This window comes from Comamonas guangdongensis (genome assembly GCF_041079535.1).
Taxonomy (GTDB): domain Bacteria; phylum Pseudomonadota; class Gammaproteobacteria; order Burkholderiales; family Burkholderiaceae_C; genus Comamonas; species Comamonas guangdongensis.
On the sequence record NZ_JBFYGN010000024.1, the window covers coordinates 1 to 16,498 of the forward strand.

Annotated in this window: 16 protein-coding genes; 9 read left to right on the top strand and 7 right to left on the bottom strand. The window is 64.7% G+C overall.

Translation table 11 applies throughout. From position 1 onward, the window contains the following. The 3 genes from AB6724_RS17465 to AB6724_RS17475 all read left to right on the top strand — a co-directional run. Nucleotides 1-2,485: cadherin-like domain-containing protein (locus tag AB6724_RS17465; protein WP_369339805.1), on the top strand; the 2,485-nt coding region annotated here is incomplete at its 5' end. A 267-nt stretch (nt 2,486-2,752) separates the two neighbouring features. Further along, a complete protein-coding gene (locus AB6724_RS17470) occupies nt 2,753-3,406 on the top strand; it encodes a transglutaminase-like cysteine peptidase (RefSeq protein ID WP_369339871.1) in 654 nt (217 codons plus the stop codon). A gap of 118 nt (nt 3,407-3,524) precedes the next feature. Further along, nucleotides 3,525-5,477 (top strand): bifunctional diguanylate cyclase/phosphodiesterase, encoded by a 1,953-nt coding sequence (locus AB6724_RS17475; protein ID WP_369339806.1) that lies wholly within the window; start codon nt 3,525-3,527, stop codon nt 5,475-5,477. 64 nt (nt 5,478-5,541) lie between these two features. Here AB6724_RS17475 and AB6724_RS17480 read toward each other — a convergent pair whose 3' ends face one another. Then, nucleotides 5,542-6,531, bottom strand: coding sequence for a bile acid:sodium symporter family protein (locus AB6724_RS17480; RefSeq protein WP_369339807.1), 990 nt, complete (start codon nt 6,529-6,531; stop codon nt 5,542-5,544). A gap of 116 nt (nt 6,532-6,647) precedes the next feature. On the opposite strand from AB6724_RS17480, the gene AB6724_RS17485 reads away from it, so the two are divergent. Next, on the top strand, nt 6,648-7,583 hold the full coding sequence (locus tag AB6724_RS17485) for a LysR family transcriptional regulator (RefSeq protein ID WP_369339808.1): 936 nt from the start codon (nt 6,648-6,650) through the stop codon (nt 7,581-7,583). A 7-nt stretch (nt 7,584-7,590) separates the two neighbouring features. Here the strand turns inward: AB6724_RS17485 and AB6724_RS17490 are convergent, their stop codons facing one another. After that, nucleotides 7,591-7,896: a hypothetical protein gene (locus AB6724_RS17490; protein WP_369339809.1), complete on the bottom strand. Its 306-nt coding sequence runs from the start codon at nt 7,894-7,896 to the stop codon at nt 7,591-7,593. Here AB6724_RS17490 and AB6724_RS17495 point away from each other — a divergent pair. Then, the gene (locus AB6724_RS17495; protein ID WP_369339810.1) at nt 7,891-8,043 is read left to right on the top strand and encodes a hypothetical protein; all 153 of its coding nucleotides are present in this window, start codon (nt 7,891-7,893) and stop codon (nt 8,041-8,043) included. The two genes, AB6724_RS17490 and AB6724_RS17495, sit on opposite strands and share 6 nt — an antisense overlap. Nucleotides 8,044-8,299: 256 nt before the next feature. Here the strand turns inward: AB6724_RS17495 and infA are convergent, their stop codons facing one another. The 5 genes from infA to AB6724_RS17520 form a co-directional block, all read right to left on the bottom strand. Beyond that, nucleotides 8,300-8,560 carry a translation initiation factor IF-1 gene (gene infA, locus AB6724_RS17500; protein ID WP_369339811.1) on the bottom strand — a complete coding sequence of 87 codons (261 nt, stop codon included), beginning with the start codon at nt 8,558-8,560 and terminating at the stop codon, nt 8,300-8,302. A gap of 22 nt (nt 8,561-8,582) precedes the next feature. Then, nucleotides 8,583-8,801 carry a hypothetical protein gene (locus AB6724_RS17505; protein WP_369339812.1) on the bottom strand — a complete coding sequence of 73 codons (219 nt, stop codon included), beginning with the start codon at nt 8,799-8,801 and terminating at the stop codon, nt 8,583-8,585. 427 nt (nt 8,802-9,228) lie between these two features. Then, complete coding sequence (locus AB6724_RS17510; RefSeq protein ID WP_369339813.1) at nt 9,229-10,302, bottom strand: isopenicillin N synthase family dioxygenase; 1,074 nt, start codon at nt 10,300-10,302, stop codon at nt 9,229-9,231. Further along, the gene (locus tag AB6724_RS17515) at nt 10,299-11,663 is read right to left on the bottom strand and encodes an O-acetylhomoserine aminocarboxypropyltransferase/cysteine synthase family protein (RefSeq protein ID WP_369339814.1); all 1,365 of its coding nucleotides are present in this window, start codon (nt 11,661-11,663) and stop codon (nt 10,299-10,301) included. Before AB6724_RS17515 ends, AB6724_RS17510 begins: the two co-directional genes overlap by 4 nt. Continuing rightward, a complete protein-coding gene (locus tag AB6724_RS17520; RefSeq protein ID WP_369339815.1) occupies nt 11,660-12,232 on the bottom strand; it encodes an OsmC family protein in 573 nt (190 codons plus the stop codon). The genes AB6724_RS17515 and AB6724_RS17520 overlap by 4 nt, the downstream gene beginning before the upstream one ends. 212 nt (nt 12,233-12,444) lie before the next feature. On the opposite strand from AB6724_RS17520, the gene AB6724_RS17525 reads away from it, so the two are divergent. From AB6724_RS17525 to AB6724_RS17540, 4 genes are read left to right on the top strand one after another with little or no spacing between them, the layout of a single operon-like run. Next, nucleotides 12,445-13,452 carry an ABC transporter substrate-binding protein gene (locus tag AB6724_RS17525; protein ID WP_369339816.1) on the top strand — a complete coding sequence of 336 codons (1,008 nt, stop codon included), beginning with the start codon at nt 12,445-12,447 and terminating at the stop codon, nt 13,450-13,452. Further along, nucleotides 13,449-14,489: an ABC transporter permease gene (locus tag AB6724_RS17530; protein WP_369339817.1), complete on the top strand. Its 1,041-nt coding sequence runs from the start codon at nt 13,449-13,451 to the stop codon at nt 14,487-14,489. The genes AB6724_RS17525 and AB6724_RS17530 overlap by 4 nt, the downstream gene beginning before the upstream one ends. Then, nucleotides 14,483-15,292 (top strand): ABC transporter ATP-binding protein, encoded by an 810-nt coding sequence (locus AB6724_RS17535; RefSeq protein ID WP_369339818.1) that lies wholly within the window; start codon nt 14,483-14,485, stop codon nt 15,290-15,292. Before AB6724_RS17530 ends, AB6724_RS17535 begins: the two co-directional genes overlap by 7 nt. Continuing rightward, the gene (locus AB6724_RS17540; protein ID WP_369339819.1) at nt 15,292-16,482 is read left to right on the top strand and encodes a c-type cytochrome; all 1,191 of its coding nucleotides are present in this window, start codon (nt 15,292-15,294) and stop codon (nt 16,480-16,482) included. Before AB6724_RS17535 ends, AB6724_RS17540 begins: the two co-directional genes overlap by 1 nt. Nucleotides 16,483-16,498: the final 16 nt, after the last annotated feature.

The window sequence follows — 16,498 nt, forward strand, 5'->3', positions numbered from 1 at the left end:
CGCCTCGGGCACGGCCACCGACGGCAGCGTCACCGACACCATCGGTGTGACGGTGCACGGCGTGGGCGGCAGCTCGGCCGCAGGCAACATCGTCGTCACCATCGTGGACGACGTGCCGGTGGCCGTGAATGACCTGGGCAAGGTGACCGAAGGAGGTGCACTGACCGTGGCGGCGGCCGATGGCGTGCTGGCCAACGACAAGTCCGGAGCGGATGGCTGGGCCAATGGCGGCAACGCCGTGGTGGGTGTAAAGGCCGGCTCGGATACGACAAGCAATGTGACCACGGGCGTGAATAGCGAGATCACGGGCTCCTACGGCAAGCTGACACTGCATGCCGACGGCAGCTACACCTACACGGCTAATCCCAATGTGAGCGGAAATGCTCAGGACGTGTTCACCTACACGGTCAAGGATGGTGATGGTGACATGAAGTCGGCAACGTTGACCATCAATGTCAACCAGTTCATCGGCGGAGGCAATACCTCGGACACGATCAACGGCGGTGCAGGTGACGATGTCATTCTGGGCGATGCCGGTGGCACAAACACCGTTATCCAGCCGGGCAAGAACTACAACATTGCATTGATCGTCGACACATCGGGCAGTATGGGCAGTGCCTCTGGAACGCCTGGCAAGACGCGCATGCAGTTGGAAATCGATGCGCTTGTCAATCTGGTCACGTCTCTGACAAAGGGAAGCAATCTCGGCACTGTGAATGTGGACCTGATCAGCTTCGCCTCGGGTGTCAAATCGACTTTCGAAGTGAAAGGTTTGACGGCTAGCAACCTGGATAGTTTGGTGAATGCGATCAAGGCGTTGTCGGCTAATGGCAATACAAACTACGAGGCGGCTTTTAAAGAGGCTACGAACTGGTTCAATGCTCAAGCCAGTGCGCAACAGTCGGGTGGCAAGACGTTTGAAAACGTGACCTATTTCTTGACGGATGGAGACCCGAATACCAGCAGCTCGGGTGGCAACGTCATGAATGACTCTATCAATGCCTTCAACTCACTGAGTAGCAAGAGTGGTGTGTATGCGATTGGCGTTGGTAACGGCGTGACTGAAAGCCAATTGCAATATTTCGACAATACTGGAGACCAGCAGTGGGTCGTGAACAGTTACGCGACAGCTACTACATTGGCTAATTTCTCTAATGGGAATGGCTGGGGCAACAGCAGCAGCTGGTCCGTTGCGGATACAGGCTCGGCAGGCACGGGAACCATCAGTCGCACTGGCGGCTATATGGCCATCACCGATACGACACAGAGCGCTGGTGCGAATGCATACAAAGCCGGGTCGCCGCAGTTCACGCTTGCGGCAAACGATCACAGTTTTGCAACATTCCAGTACCGTACCGCCAACACGGGCAGCGGAGATCTCTTCACATGGAAGCTGCAAATGCTGGTGAGCGGTGTATGGACCGATGTCGGAGCTCTTGGCACTGAGCATTCGCTGGGCATTAACGGCAACTGGACGACGATCACGACGGACTTGCTGGGCGCGGGCACTTACCGCTTTGTGTATTCCGTTGACGATCACAGCGCCAACGGTAATGCAGCGCAGCTGCAGATCGACAATGTCACGCTGTTGCCTGCTGCACAGCAAGGACATGTCGATATCGTCAATACTGCGGACCAGTTGGCGATGGCGCTGCAGGGGGGCTCCAGCAGCACAGACCCGGCACCCGTTGGCAACGACATCATCCACGGTGGCGACGGCAACGACATCCTCTTCGGCGACGTCATCAATACCGATGGCAATGTGCTGAACTGGGCCTCTGTGGGCGGGCGTCCTGCCAATTTGCCGAATGGCTCGGGTCTGGAGGCACTGAAAGTGTTCCTGACCCTGTCCAGCGCGGATCATCATGTGCCTACCGACAAGGATATCTACGACTACATCAAGGGCCACCATGCGGACTTCAACGTCAGCGGTGACACCCGTGGCGGCAACGATACCCTGTATGGCGATGGCGGTGACGACATCCTCTACGGCCAGGGTGGAGACGACAAGCTGTATGGCGGCGATGGCAATGACATCCTGTACGGTGGCGCGGGCAATGACGAGCTGCATGGAGGCAAGGGTAACGATACCCTGATCGGCGGTGCGGGTGACGACCTGTTTGTCTGGGACAAGGGGGATGAAGGCACGGTGGCCGCGCCCGCCAGGGATGTGATCTTGGACTTTGGCCTCGGTGGCACAGACCCCAACGGCAAGGACAAGCTGGACCTGCATGACCTGTTGCAAGGCGAGGAAAATGCAACGGATCTCAGCAAGTTCCTGCATCTGGAGAAGGTTACGGCAAATGGTCAGACCGATACCGTGATCAAGATTTCGACGGACGGCCACCTGAATACCGATGGCAGCAACTTCAACCAGGAGATCACGCTCAAGGGGGTGGATCTGGTGGGGGCAGTGACCGATCAGAATGCGATGATCAAGCAGCTGATCGATCAGGGCAAGCTGACGCTGGACGGCCAGCATTGAGGGGCATGGCCTTGAGAGATCGTTCTCGAGGCCGCTTTCTCAAGCCATGCAAAAGGCGCATGCATCCCTGGTGCATACGCCTTTTGTCGTAGGAATGTCTGCCTTTGTGCGCCGCCATATGGCTGGCGTTGAATGCCTCAAAGGTGGTGGACAATGTCCGGATGGCCCGCTCTTGGGCGCTGGGTGTGCGTCGAATTCTGGATAGGAACAAGCATGGGGCTGGCCGGGGCACTGTTGTCTCGCCGTCGTTGGGCGGCGGTTTGCCGCGTGGGAGTGGCCGCGCTGGTACTGGCGTGGCTGGCGCCCGTGCCCGGGCGCAGCGCTCTGGAATTCGACCTGGCCCGCGTGCAGCAGACCATGCAGTCGCGCTTCGGCGCCCAGGGGGTGCAGGCGCTGCAGGACTGGCTGCGCATGCTGGAGGCCCAGGCCGGCCGACCGCCGGCACGGCAATTGCAGGCGGTCAACGATTTCTGGAACCACACGGTGCTGGGATCGGACGACACGGTGGTCTGGGGCGAGGCCGACTACTGGGCCACGCCGCTGGAGAGCCTGGGCAAACGCGCCGGCGATTGCGAGGACTTCGTGATCGGCAAGTATTTTTCGCTGATGCGGCTCGGGGTTCCGGTCGAGAAGCTCAGGCTGATCTATGTGCGCGCGCGTGTGGGCGGCGTCGGCAGCACGCAGAGCATTGCGCATATGGTGCTCGGCTACTACGAAAAGCCGACCTCGGACCCGCTGGTGCTGGACAACCTCGTGGCCGACATCATGCCGGCCAGCCAGCGCAGCGATCTGACGCCTGCGTTCAGCTTCAACGGCCAGGGCATTTATGTGGCCGGGGCCAGCAAGGCGGCTCCGGTGGAGCGCATCAGCCGTTGGCGGGGATTGCTGTCGCGGATGCAGCAAGAGGGCTTCATGCCATGAGGGCAGCGCTGGGTTGGAGGAGGCACGCCGCTAGCGCTTTCCGCGCATCCGGGAGCAGGGCGCGCGGGACTACGGGGAGCAGCGTGGTGGATGATTTGGTAATCGAAAGGCGGCAAACATGTCTTTGTTGAAGCAGCTACTGCTTAGCGTGACGGTGGCGATCTTGGCCATCCTCAGTGGCACGCTGGCATTCAGCATCGGAGCGGCGAAGCAGTATCTGGACGGACAGTTGCAGTCGGAAAGCGAGAACGCCGCTTCGTCGCTGGCGCTTTCGCTGTCCCAGCCGTCAAACCAGGACCCGGTGACGCAGGAGCTGCTGATGATGGCCTTGTTCGACAGCGGCCAGTTTCACGCCATCCGCTTGACGGCTCCCGATGGCAAGCTGCTGTTCGAGCGCAGCCGCGACGATCAGGCCGCGGACCTCAAGGCGCCGGCTTGGTTCTCGCAGTTGCTGCCGCTGAGCCAGCCCGAGGCGCTGCGCGAGGTCAGCGACGGCTGGCGACAGGTGGGACGGCTGTCGGTGGCCGTGGACAACGGCTATGCGCGCGAAGCGCTGTGGCGCAGCAGCGTGCGCATGGCGGGGCTGGTGGTGGCGGCCGGATTGGCCTGGGCCCTGTTCGTGGTGCTGCTGCTCAAGTGGTTCCGCAAGGTCTTGCAGCAGGAGATTACGGCCCAGGTGCGGGCCATCGACAGCCGCTCCGGGACTTCGGTCAGGCCTGCCCTGCCGGCCAGGGCGATGGTGGCCGAACTGGTGCCCGTGCTCACGGCCATTGCCGATACGCGCGAGCGGGTGCAGGCCACGGCGCAGGAGCAGACCGCGCGCATCGAATCGCTGGAGCTGGAGGTCAACCGAGACCCGGTCACGCAGCTGCCCAACCGCAAGTACTTCGTCAACGAGCTGCGCCGGGCGCTGGGCGCGGCAACGGGTGGCCATGTGATGCTGTTTCGCCAGCGCGACTTGCTGGCCCTCAATGCCCAGATGTCGCGCGCCAGCGCCGATGCCTGGCTGACCTCGGTGGGCGAGAACGTGAGCCAGGTCCTCAAGAGCCATGGCGAGGGCGGCCCGCAGCTGGCGCGCCTGAACGGCTCGGATTTCGTGGTGCTCATGCCCGCGCTGCTCGGGCCGCAGGCCATGTCCCTGGTGCAGCAGATTCGTCAGGTGCTGCTGTCCATGCGCGTGACCTTGAACGACGGCCACTGGTGCCGCTGGAGTTTTGCGCTGACCGACTACTCCTCGTCCAGCTCGGTGACCGGCGTGCTCTCGCGTCTGGACTACGGTTTGATGCGCGCCGAAAGCTCGGGCCAAGCCGACGTGGAGTATGTGGCTTATGGCGACGAGGAGGTGGTCTCGAATATGGCGGGCGAGACCCTGTGGCGCCAGATGCTGATGGCTGCGCTGGAAACGCCCAGCATGCTGGCCCTGGCCGTCAAGCCCATGGCTTTCCAGGGGCAGGATGGCGCGCAAAAGCACAGCGAAGCGTCGCTGACCCTGCGCGCCGCATCGGGCGAGACCTTGATGGGCTCGCTATTCCTGCCCGTGGCCGTGCGCCTGGGCCTGTCTGCGGACTTCGATCTGCGCGCGGTCTCGCTGGGCCTGGGCTGGCTGCAGCAGCAGTCCGAAAAATCCGAGCTGGTCATCCGCATCTCCCTGCCATCCCTGGCGCAAACGGATTTTCTGGCGCGTCTGCGCGAGCTGCTGCAAGCGCCGCAGTGGCAGCCGCATCTGCCGGGCCTGTGCCTGGAGCTGGATGCGCACGGCCTCATGGCCTATCCGCACGAGGTCAGCGAGTTCTGCAGCAGCATGGCGCTGGCCGGTGTGGGCGTGGGCCTGCGCCGCCTGGACCAGCAGCCCATGGCTCTGGTGCAGCTGCACACCCTGCCGCTGCGCTATGTGAAGCTGGGCGGAGATTTCTCCGAGCAATCCTGGCAAAGCCCCGGCGCGCTGCATCTGCTGCAGGCCATGACGGAAACCGCGGCCGTGCTCGGCATCCGGGTCGTGGTGGCCGACTCGGTGAATGCGGAAACGGCACGCCTGCTGCACAAGCAAAACGCTCTGACCCTCTGGGGCTGAGGGCCGGCCGCTGCAAAAAACAAAGGGGCGCTTTGGCGCCCCTTGTCAGGTCTGCGGTTCGCGTTCAGTGAGCCGCGGTGTCGTCGCTGATCTGCACCCGCCGGGCATAGCGCTGCGCAAGCACCGCGCAGACCATGAGCTGGATCTGGTGGAACAGCATCAACGGCAGCACGATCGCGCCCACCGATGCGGCCGGAAACAGCACATTGGCCATGGGGATGCCGCTGACCATGCTTTTCTTGGAGCCGCAGAACACCAGCGTGATCTCGTCTTCCTTGTTGAAGCCCAGGCGGCGCGCGCCCCAGGTGGTGATGGCCAGCACCACGGCCAGCAAGATGCCGCACAGCGCGATCAGGCCGAGGAGCGAAGGGATGGGCGTCTGCTGCCACAGGCCGCTGATGACGGCCGCGCTGAACGCCGCATAGACCACGAACAGGATAGAGCCCTGGTCCACCAGCTTGATGATGGAGGCGCGGCGCTGCAAAAAGCCGCCTATCACGGGGCGCAGCAGATGGCCCACGATGAAGGGCAGCAGCAGCTGCATGGCGATCTTGCCGATCGCATGCAGCGCATCGCCGCCCTCAGCGTTTTTGTTCAGCACCAGGCTCACCAGCACCGGCGTGACCAGGATGCCCAGCAGAGTGGAGGCCGAAGCGCTGCACACGGCCGCGGGCACGTTGCCGCGCGCCATGGAGGTAAAGGCGATGGCCGACTGCACGGTGGCGGGCAGGGTGCAGAGAAACAGTACGCCTATATACATCTCGGGCGTGACCAGGGGCGAGAGCAGAGGGCGCAGCGCCAGACCCAGGAGCGGGAACAGCACAAACGTGGCGATGAAGATCCACACATGCAGCCGCCAGTGGCCTATGCCCGCAAAAATGGCCTGGCGCGAGAGCTTGGCGCCATGCAGAAAGAACAGCAGGCTGACGATGGCCGTGGTGGCCAGCTCCACATAGTCGGCAAATTTGCCGGACGCCGGGAAAAAGCTGGCCAGCACCACGGTGGTGAGCAGGGCCAGGGTGAAGTTGTCGGGAAGAAAACGAGGACGGGACATATTTCTGCTTCAAAGCCATCAAGGCGGGCGCGCATGGGGCGCGATGGCTGCGTATTGGACACGCATTCAATTCAAAAGAGAAATGGATTTATTCGATAGTTCTATAATTTTTTGATATGAATATCAGCCTGCGCCAGTTGCGCACCTTTGTGGCCGTGGCCGAGAGCCGCAGCTTCAGCCGCGCGGCCGAGGCGCTGGCCCTGACGCAGCCCGCCGTCAGCCGCAATGTGACGGAGCTGGAGCAGGCCATGGGGCTGCAGCTGCTGCACCGCACCACGCGCGAGGTGGAGCCGACCGATGCGGGCCGCGTGCTGCTGGGCAATGTCACGCGGGTTCTGGAAGATCTGGATGCCTGCCTGCTGGAGGTGCAAGGTCTGGCCACGCAGCGCAAGGGCCGGGTCAAGGTGGCCAGCAGCCCCACGCTGTCGGCCAATCTGCTGCCGCAGTGCATTGCGCGCAGCAAGCAGCAATCACCGGGGGTGGACATCAAACTGCTGGACCGCATCCAAAGCGATGTGCTGCTCAGCGTGCGCAGCGGCGAGGTGGACTTTGGCGTGGTGATAGACCCGTCGGAAAAGCAGGACCTGCATGTGCAGACGATTCTGACCGAGCCCTTCTGCCTGGTCTGCCTGTCCTCGCACCGGCTGGCGCGCAAAAAAGAGGTGTCCTGGGCCGAGCTGGCCGGCGAGCCCCTGGTGCTGCTAGACCATGCTTCCGGCAGCCGCCGGCTGATCGATGCGGCGCTGCAGGCCCATGGCGCGGCCGCATCGGTGGTGCAGGACGTGGGGCATACCACCACCATCTACAGCATGGTGCAGCAGGGCCTTGGCCTGAGCGTGGTGCCGCAGTTGGCGATTCCCGCGGCCTGGAAGAGGCTGGCCGCGACCGCTGCCAGATCGGGCGAGCCCGCCGTGCTGGTCAGCCGCCAGCTGGTGCCGCGGGTGGAGCGCGGCATCATGCTGGTGCGGCGCCAGCAGCGCGAGCTCTCGCCCGTGGCGCACAGGGTGTGGGAGCTGATTGCCGACGAGGCCGCACGCCGGTTGGACGGCTAGCCCCGGTTCAGGGACGGATCACGATGCGCGAATCGATCACCAGCCCTTGGGGCTGGGGCGCCACATACACGGGCTGGGGCGGCGCGATATAGACCGGTTGCGGAGCGTAGACCATGGGGCGGTCGCGGCATTTGCGCTTTTCCTTGTATTCGCCATTGCCCTTCCACTTGCGCTCGACCTTGCACTGGCCATCCCAGTACTCCTCCTTGTGCTTGTGGCCATGGTGTCCATGGCCGTGAGCCAGGCTGCTCAAAGGCGTGACCAGCAGTGCAACAGGCAGGCAGACGGAGAGTGTGGCAAGAATCAGATGCATCAGAAATGGCGCGGCGCGCGAGCAGGGCGCTACGGAAGTGACTTGGAAAGCCGCAAGCTTAAGGCCAATGCACTCGAGATGCTGTATCAAATCATGAGCAGCGCCTGCCCGGTTCATCGCGATATGCGGGCGTTGCTTTCAAAATAGAAGCGAATTACGCTGATCCTGCCTTGATTTCAGAGGGTATCTGCAATGAATGTGGCTATATATGCGCGCCACCAGTTATTTCATTGATAGTTGTTTTTACGGGGTTGTGCCATAAAGGCGAGCCGGGAATTGCGGTCTCCAGGCCCGCGCGCCTGCTGCCGGGCGCCACGCATCTGCGGCTGTATCCGGCGCTGCGGCCGGATAAGGAGGGCTGCCAAGGAGCGCAGTTGGGGGCCTGCGGCAGCGGTGGCAGCGCTTAGTGCCGGCGCTGCTGAGGAGGCTGGCCGCCGCCCGAGCGTTCGATATGGCGGAAGGTCAGGCGACCCTTGTTCAGGTCATAAGGCGACATTTCCAGCGTCACCTTGTCGCCGGCCAGCACGCGAATGCGGTGCTTGCGCATTTTGCCGCCGGAGTAGGCAATCAGCTGGTGGCCGTTGTCCAGCGTTACGCGAAAACGGGCGTCCGGCAAAACCTCGTCCACTCTGCCTTGCATTTCAATCAATTCTTCTTTGGCCAAAATATTTCCTTTCTAGAGAGAGTCAGTTCAGCTGGTTTTTCAGCACCATGCCGCGCCCTTCGGCGAGGGCATAGCGGCTGGCCGTCCCAGCGCTGTCGAACTGGCGGATAAACCTGAAAATCCGGTCGTATTTGCCGCGGCGGATGGAAACCGCTGCAGCCACCTTGCCGGTGTGAGTGATCTGGGTGAGGGCAGTAACAATGTAGTTGCCGACACGCTCAGTGATTTGTTCTGTATGCATATCGTGTCAACGGCGGCGCCGGCCCATGCATGGGCTGCGCCTGCCAGTAAGGGTGAAAACGGATCCGGTCCGAAGACCTGGACCATGAACGCCAGCCGCTTGCGGGTGGCTTGCTTTCTTGCCGAAGAGAGCACTCAAGACTCAGGGGAGAGTCGAGCGTGAGGCAACGTGAGAACTGCCGGGGAAATTGCTGCAAAAGGCAAGTGCAATGCAGCAAGGTTATGGATTATAAAGTACTGCGGTTTTATATGCAAATCGCAATGAAGCCCGCAGTGGCATTGCGGAGCGCGGTTTCTTCGGCGCGCGCCTGAATGCGATTGAGCCGGCAGCTGCTCAATCGGGCACGGGTTCAGCAATAGAAGGCATGGCAAGCTGCGCCGGGCTGTTGCCATGCCTGCGTTGACGGCGACGCCGTCGACAGAGGGCCTCAGTAGGCGCTCGGGGCCTTGGCATCGAGCTGCGCGAACTGTGCGGGATAGAACTTCTCGGCCACATCCAGGTGGGAGCGCACGCGGCCCTTCAGCGCATTGGTGCCGATATGGCTGAACAAGGGGTTGAGCGGATCGCTTTCCGGGCCGCGTGCCTGTTGCGCGAGGTGGGGGGGCAGATCCAGCAGAGGCACTTCCCGGGCCTGCAGGCTGGGCGAGAAGAAATAGGCGATGGAGTAGCGGCTGGCTCCAGAGCGCGGCGAGACCACGCGGTGCACATTGGCGCGCAGATAGCCGTTGGTGGCCAGCTCCAGCATCTCGCCGATGTTCACGACGAAAGCGTTCTTGCGGGGCGGAACGTCCAGCCAGCCATGTGCTGTCTGCACCTGCAGCCCGCCGACCTCGTCCTGCAGCAGCAGAGTCAGCAGGCCGCCGTCCTTGTGCGTGCCCACGCCCTGGTCGGACTGCGACTGTGCCTGGCCGGGGTAGTGGATGATCTTCAGGCGGTTGTTGTGCGGCTGAGCGACTAGGGCGTCGAGTGCCGTGGCCGGCTGCTCCAGCGCCACCAGAAAGGCCTGCAGCAGGCGCTTGGCCGCCTTGCGCGTGGTCTCCAGCCAGGCCAGGATTTCGCCTTGCAGTGCGGGCAGTTCCTCGGGCCACTGGTTGGGGCCTTGCAAACCCCACCAGGCCGGCGTCTCGGGCGCCTGGTGTATTGGAGGCAGCTCCTCGCCGAAGTCGATCTGCTCGCGCAGGTCGGGCCGCAGGCGGGTGATTTCGCCGCCCACCCCGGTATAGCCGCGAAAATGACGGGAGTTGCGCATGGCAATGCGCTGCTTGGCTTCGGGCGGCAGGGCGAAGAACTGGCGGGTAATGGTTTCCATCCGCTCGATCTGTGCGCTGTCTATGCCATGTCCTTCGAGGTAGAAAAAGCCGATATCGCGTGCGATGCGCGCCAGTCGCGCATGGGCTGGGGTGTGGCGCGCGGAGTCACCGAGTTCCGCCAGGTCGATGACCGGCAGGGAGTCCTGTGGTGCGGAGGGCGCAGGGGGAATGGCTGGTGCGGCGGTGCTCATGCAGGCTCCTGAAGGCCGTCGATGGAAGAGGGTGATGAATCGCTGGTGGCGGTCGCCTGCTTCAAGGCCTGCCCCAGATCGGCCAGCAGGTCGTCGGGGTGCTCTATGCCTATGGACAGGCGCACCAGGCCCGGAGCAATGCCCACGCGCGCCAGTTCCGCATCGCTGAGCAGGTGGTGGGTGGTTTCGGCGGGAATGGCCGCCAGGGATTTGCTGTCCCCGATGTTGACCAGGCGCAGGAAGAGCTGCAGCGCGTCATAGAACTGCCGGGCCGCAGCCCTGCCTCCATGCAGCTCGAAGGACAGCAGGCCGGGGATCAGGCCGCCACGCAGATAGCGCCGGGCTTGCTCGCGGTCCGCGTGGCCGGAGACGGCAGCATGGAAAACGCGTGCCACCTGGGGCTGGACCTGCAGAAAGTCCAGCACGGCCAGCGTGTTGTTGCTGATGCGCTCCATGCGCAGTGCCAGTGTTTCCAGCCCTTGCAGCAGCAAAAAGGCCGAGTGTGCGGCCAGCGTGGCTCCCGCATTGCGCAGCATGACGGTGCGCGCGCGTGCGAGCAGCGGAGCCTCGGGGTAGCGCTCGGTGAACACCACGTGGTGGAAGGCCGGGTCCGGGCGCGTGAGCTGCGGGTAGCGCTGGGTCTGCGCATTCCAGTCGAAGCGGCCGCCGTCCACGATCAGCCCCCCGATGACGGCCCCGTGGCCGCCTATGTATTTGGTCGCGGAGTGCAGCACCACATCGGCGCCATGCTCCAGGGGGCGGATGAGCAGAGGCGTGGCACTGGTGTTGTCCACCACCACCGCAACGCCGTGGTCATGGGCCAGTGCGGCAATCGCGGCAATGTCCGCCACTTCCCCCGAGGGGTTGCCGACGGACTCCAGGAACACGGCCTTGGTGCGCTCTGTGATGGCCGCGCGCAAGGCGTCGCTGTCGCCGCGCGCCACCACGGTGCTGGCAATGCCGCGGCCTTGCAGCACGTGCACCACCAGGTTGTGGGTGCCGCCATACAGGGCCGAGGCCAGGATCACATGGTCCCCGGCCTGGGCCAGCGTGGCCAGGGTGATGTCGATGGCCGCCATGCCGGAGGCCACGGCCAATGCGGCCGCACCGCCTTCCAGCTGGGCGATGCGCTGCTCCAGCACGACCTGCGTGGGGTTGCCGGTGCGTGCGTACACCGGCCCTTCCTGCACCAGGTCGAACAGCTCCGCTCCATGCTGGGCATTCTCGAAGAGGAAAGAGCTGGTCTGGTAGATGGGAACCGCGGCGCTGCGCTGGTGCTGCAGCCCGTCGTAGCCCGCATGGAGCACGATGGTGTCAGGCCGCCAGGCGGCGCTCTGGCTGGAAGCAGGTGCGTGGCTCATGCGGGGAGTGCTTCCTTTTGCGCGGAGGCGGCCGCCGCCTGAGCCGCCGGTGCGGCGCGCACCAGGGTGCCCACGATGTGCTGCGGGTTGCGCAGCAGATTCAGGATGGGGCAGTTCTTTTCCACGGCCGCGAACAGCTCCTGCAGCTGTGCATCCGATGCGCTGGATGCGACCTGGACTTCATAGCGGATGTCATGGGGCCAGATGGGCGTGGACTCGTGGCCGGGGTGGCCGCCGCGCGGGTCTATGGTGCCGCGCACATCGACTTCCACGCTGTCCAGCGGCACCTGCAGCAGCGCCGCCTGGATTTCAAATATGTGGGTGACGCAGGTGCCGAGCACGCCCAGCTGCAGCTCGGGCGAGGACGGGCCCAGGTTGAAGCCGGCGAAGTCGTAAGGGCTGTCGCTGATCACCTGGTGCTCGCGGATGCGCAGGCGGCGTATGCCGCTGCGTCCTTCGGCGCTGACATGGGCGTGCAGCGAGGCGGCTTCGGCACGGCCTTCGGCAATGCGTTGCTGGCGCCCCAGGACGGCGTGGCGTTTGTGATGCAGGTAGTCGTTCAGGCTCATGGTGTTTCTCCGGTTGGGATGACGCCATGGTCGGCCAAGCCCGCGGCGCGGGCTACGAAGCTTTTTGAGTTTGCATATGCGCTTTTCGCATGCGAAAGCCCCTGGGGCCGGCTGCCGAATTTCTGCATATCGATACACGGATTCCTTCGTTGGCGTGGTGCTGGCCGCGGACCTATCGTGCTTGCACTTTCACTGACTTCCGGAGGGACGACATGGATGGATTTTTGCCCCTGACCCAGGGTGAGTCCTGGAAACGGCGCCATTTCCTGGGGGCCGCAACCGCGGCAGGCCTGCTGCCGCTGGCCGCGCGCTCGCAGCCGCGCAAGATCACCCTGGCCTGGAGCCAGGCCAGTTTCTGCCAGGTGCCCGTGCCGATTGCGCTGGAGCGCGGCTTCTTCGAGAAGAACGGCCTGCAGGTGGAGGTGCTGAACTGGGGAGGCTCTGCCGACCAGTTGCTGGAAGCGCTGGCCACCGGCAAGGCCGAGGTCGGCGTGGGTCTGATCCACCGCTGGGTCAAGCCGCTGGAGGCGGGGCTGGATGTGAAGATCGTGGGCAGCGTGCACGGCGGCTGCCTGCGCCTGGTCGGCGTCAACGCCGCGGGCGTGACGCAGGATGTGAAGACGCTCAAGGGCAAGGTGATAGGCGTGTCCGACCTGAACAGCCCGGCCAAGCAGTTCTACGGCATCCACCTGGCCAGAAGGGGGCTGAACATCGACAAGGACGTGGAGTGGCGAGTCTTCCCCGCGGATCTGCTGGATGTGGCCGTGAAGAAGGGCGAGATCCACGCCATTGCCGACGGCGACCCCAATCTCTATCTGATCGAAAAGCGCAACCCCGGCGTGTTCACCGAACTGGGCAACAGCGCCACCGGCGAATACGCCGAGAAGATCTGCTGCGTGCTGGGTGCCAGCGCCAAGTTCGTGCGCGATGACCGCAAGAGCGCTGCGGCCGTGGTGCGCGCCCTGGCCCAGGCATCGGACTATGTGGCCGAGAACCCGAACGAGGCGGCCAGGATCTTTGCGCGCTACACGCCCAAGTTCGAAGTGCCGGACCTGCAGCGCCTGATTGCGGAGCTGACCTACAAGCACCATCCGCACGGCGGCCGCCTGCATGACGAGGTGCGCGACTTCGTGGCCGACTTCCGCTCCGCTGGCATTCTGAAGAAGAGCACCGACCCGGCACGCTTTGCGCGCCACATCACGCAGGACGTGCTGTCATGAGCGGCGCCCAAGCCGTTCTGGACCTGGGTGCGCCGGCGGTTGTCGAAGCGCGTGCAGAAGCGCCGGCCCCTTCCATCCGCCAAGGCCTGTGGCGCCAGGGCCTGGTTGCAGCCCTGGCCTGGCTGCTGCTGGGGGCGCTGACCTGGCTGTGGCCGAACAAGGAAATCGGCTTCAGCGACTGGGCCTACACCACGGAGTTTGCCGCGCTCACGGCCGCCATCGCGGCGCTGCTGGCGGCCGTGGCCCTGGCGGGAGGGCGAGCGGGGCGGCTGCTGCGCTGGCTGCGTCCTGCCGGTGCCTGGCTGGTCGCTGCGCCCCTGCTGCTGGCCGTGTGGGAGGTGGTGACGGCCAAGCTGGGGCTGCTGCCACCGCCGTTCTTCGCGCCGCCGCAAAGCCTGCTGGAAGTCTATCTGGACGACTCGGCCCGGCTGGGCATATCGGTGGCCTACTCGCTGCGCCTGCTGCTGCAGGGCATTGTGATCGGCAGCGTGGTGGGCTTTGTCACCGGTGTGTGGGTGGGCTGGTCGCGCGTGGCCGGCTACTGGGTGCACCCGCTGCTGCGTTTCCTGGGGCCGGTGCCGGCATCGGCGCTGCTGCCGCTTGCCTTCTTCTTTGCGCCCAGCAGCCACAGTGCCGCGGTGTTCCTGATTGCGCTGGCCACCTTTTTCCCGGTGGCCGTTCTGACCTGGTCCGGCGTGGCCAACGTCAGCAAGAGCTATTACGACGTGGCCCGCACTCTGGGTGCCTCGGAGTGGTTTCTGGTGCTGCGCGTGGCCATCCCCGCTGCTCTGCCTCAGGTCTTCGTGGGCCTGTTCATGGGGCTGGGCGCTTCATTCTCGGTGCTGATCACGGCCGAGATGATGGGCGTGAAGGCGGGGCTGGGCTGGTATCTGCAGTGGGCCCAGGGCTGGGCCGCCTACGCCAATATGTATGGCGCGCTGCTGGTGATGGCGGTGCTGTGCTCGGGGCTGATCACCCTGTTGTTCACCCTGCGTGACCGGCTGCTGGGCTGGCAGAAAGGAACCGTGAAATGGTGAATATCGCAAGAGAGCTGCAGCCGTCTGCGCAGGCCTCCATCACCGCAGGTGCGCGCATTGAGATCGCCAATGTGTCGCACCACTTTGCCCAGCCCGGCGGGGCCAGCCTGCCGGTGCTCGATCATGTCAGCCTGCAGGTGAGGCCCGGTGAGTTCGTGGCGCTGTTGGGCCCCAGCGGCTGCGGCAAATCCACGTTGCTGCGCCTGGTCGCAGGCCTCGAACCGCCTGCGCACGGCCAGATCACACAGGACGGCCAGCCCATAGAGCGGCCCGATCCCTCGCGCATCGTGGTCTTCCAGGATCCGACGCTGTTTCCCTGGCGCACGGTGCGTGACAACGTGGCCCTGGGCCTGCAGGCCCGCAAGGTGCCCAAGGACCAGCATGCGCGCGTCGACGAAGCTCTGGCGCTGGTGGGTCTGTCCGAGTTCGCGGCCAGCTATCCGCACCAGCTCTCGGGCGGCATGGCCCAGCGTGCGGCCCTGGCGCGTGCGCTGGTCAACGAACCGCAGCTGCTGATACTGGACGAACCCCTGGGCAAGCTCGATTCGCTGACCCGGCTGTCCATGCAGGGCGAGCTGCTCAAGCTGTGGCAGCGTGCCGGCTTTTCGGTGCTGCTGGTCACGCACGATGTGGAAGAGGCGCTGTTCTTGGCCGACCGCGTGGTGGTGTTCTCGCCGCGCCCGGCGCGCACGGTCAAGGAGCTGGCGGTGGATCTGCCCCATCCGCGCCATCGTACGCAGCCGCGCTTTGTCGAGCTGCGTCAGCAGGCGCTGCACCATCTCGGACTGGATGAAGTGGCCTGATGCCCGAGCGTGTAGCGGATGCCCCATGGCTGGTCTGGCTGCTGGAAGCCATCCATCGCGGGCAGTCCGGCCTGCTGCAGCTGCTGCACGGCCTGGGCTGGACGGGAGACGTGGATGGACAGCCGGCCTGGCCATGGACGCAGCGACTGGCCGGCGAATATCTGCTGCTGGACCAGGGCCAGGCACGCCAGCTGGTCTGGAGTCTGGCGGCCGTGATTGCCACACTGGCACTGCTGGTTCTGGCGGTGCTGTGGCGGCGCAGGCGCGGCTACAGCCTATGCCTGCTGGGGCTGGCACTGGCTGCCGTCGTGCTGGCGCCCTGGCCTTCGCACCAGGTGGTGCTGGTGCAGGCCGGGCCTGCGAGCTTTCACCGCAATCCTTTGCCGTTCACCGACGTCGCCATCGTCCGCGGCGCGGCACAGTACCAGCGCCTGTGCCTGCAGTGCCATGGCGCCGCGGGCAACGGCCAGGGGCCGGATGCGGCGGCCCAGGCCGTGTGGCCGCCCAGCTTCATCGGCCCGCTGCTATGGCGCCGTGCAGACGGCGAGCTGCTGCAGGCCGTGCGCCATGGCGTGCGGGACGGCCAGGGGCACACGACAATGCCGGGCTTTGCGGGGCAGCTATCGGTGGACCAGAGCTGGGAGCTGCTGCATTTTCTGCGTGCCCAGGCGGCGGGCCAGTTGCTGAACGCCACCGGCAACTGGGCCCAGCCCATAGCCCTGCCGGACATGGCATTGCGCTGCCACCGCTCCGACAAGACGCGGGTGCGGGACTGGCAGGGGCAGCGCTTGCGGCTGGTCAGCCTGGCCGATGCCGAGGGGCTGCCGCCCGACCCGCGCATGGTGACGCTGTGGCTGCCGCCGGCAGGGCAGCAACTGCCGGCCATTCCGGAGCAGGTGGACTGCATCGTCACTTCGGCAGCGACGGCGCGGCAGGCCCTGGGTCTGGTGAACGCCGATGCCGCGATGCGCGATGTGCAACTGCTGGCGGACAAGGCCGGCTGGCTGCGGGCGCGCAACAGCCGGGCCGTGGGCAACTGGAGTGACGAGGACCTGCTGTGCCGCAGCACGCAAGTGCCGGCAAACCCTGGGACGCCGGTGGCCGAGGACAGCCTGACCCGCATTCTGCGGCTCATGGATGTGGAGCCGGTGCTCTATATCAAGGGCGGGCGGGTGCACGGTGTGCGCTGATCCGGTGCGGCGTAGC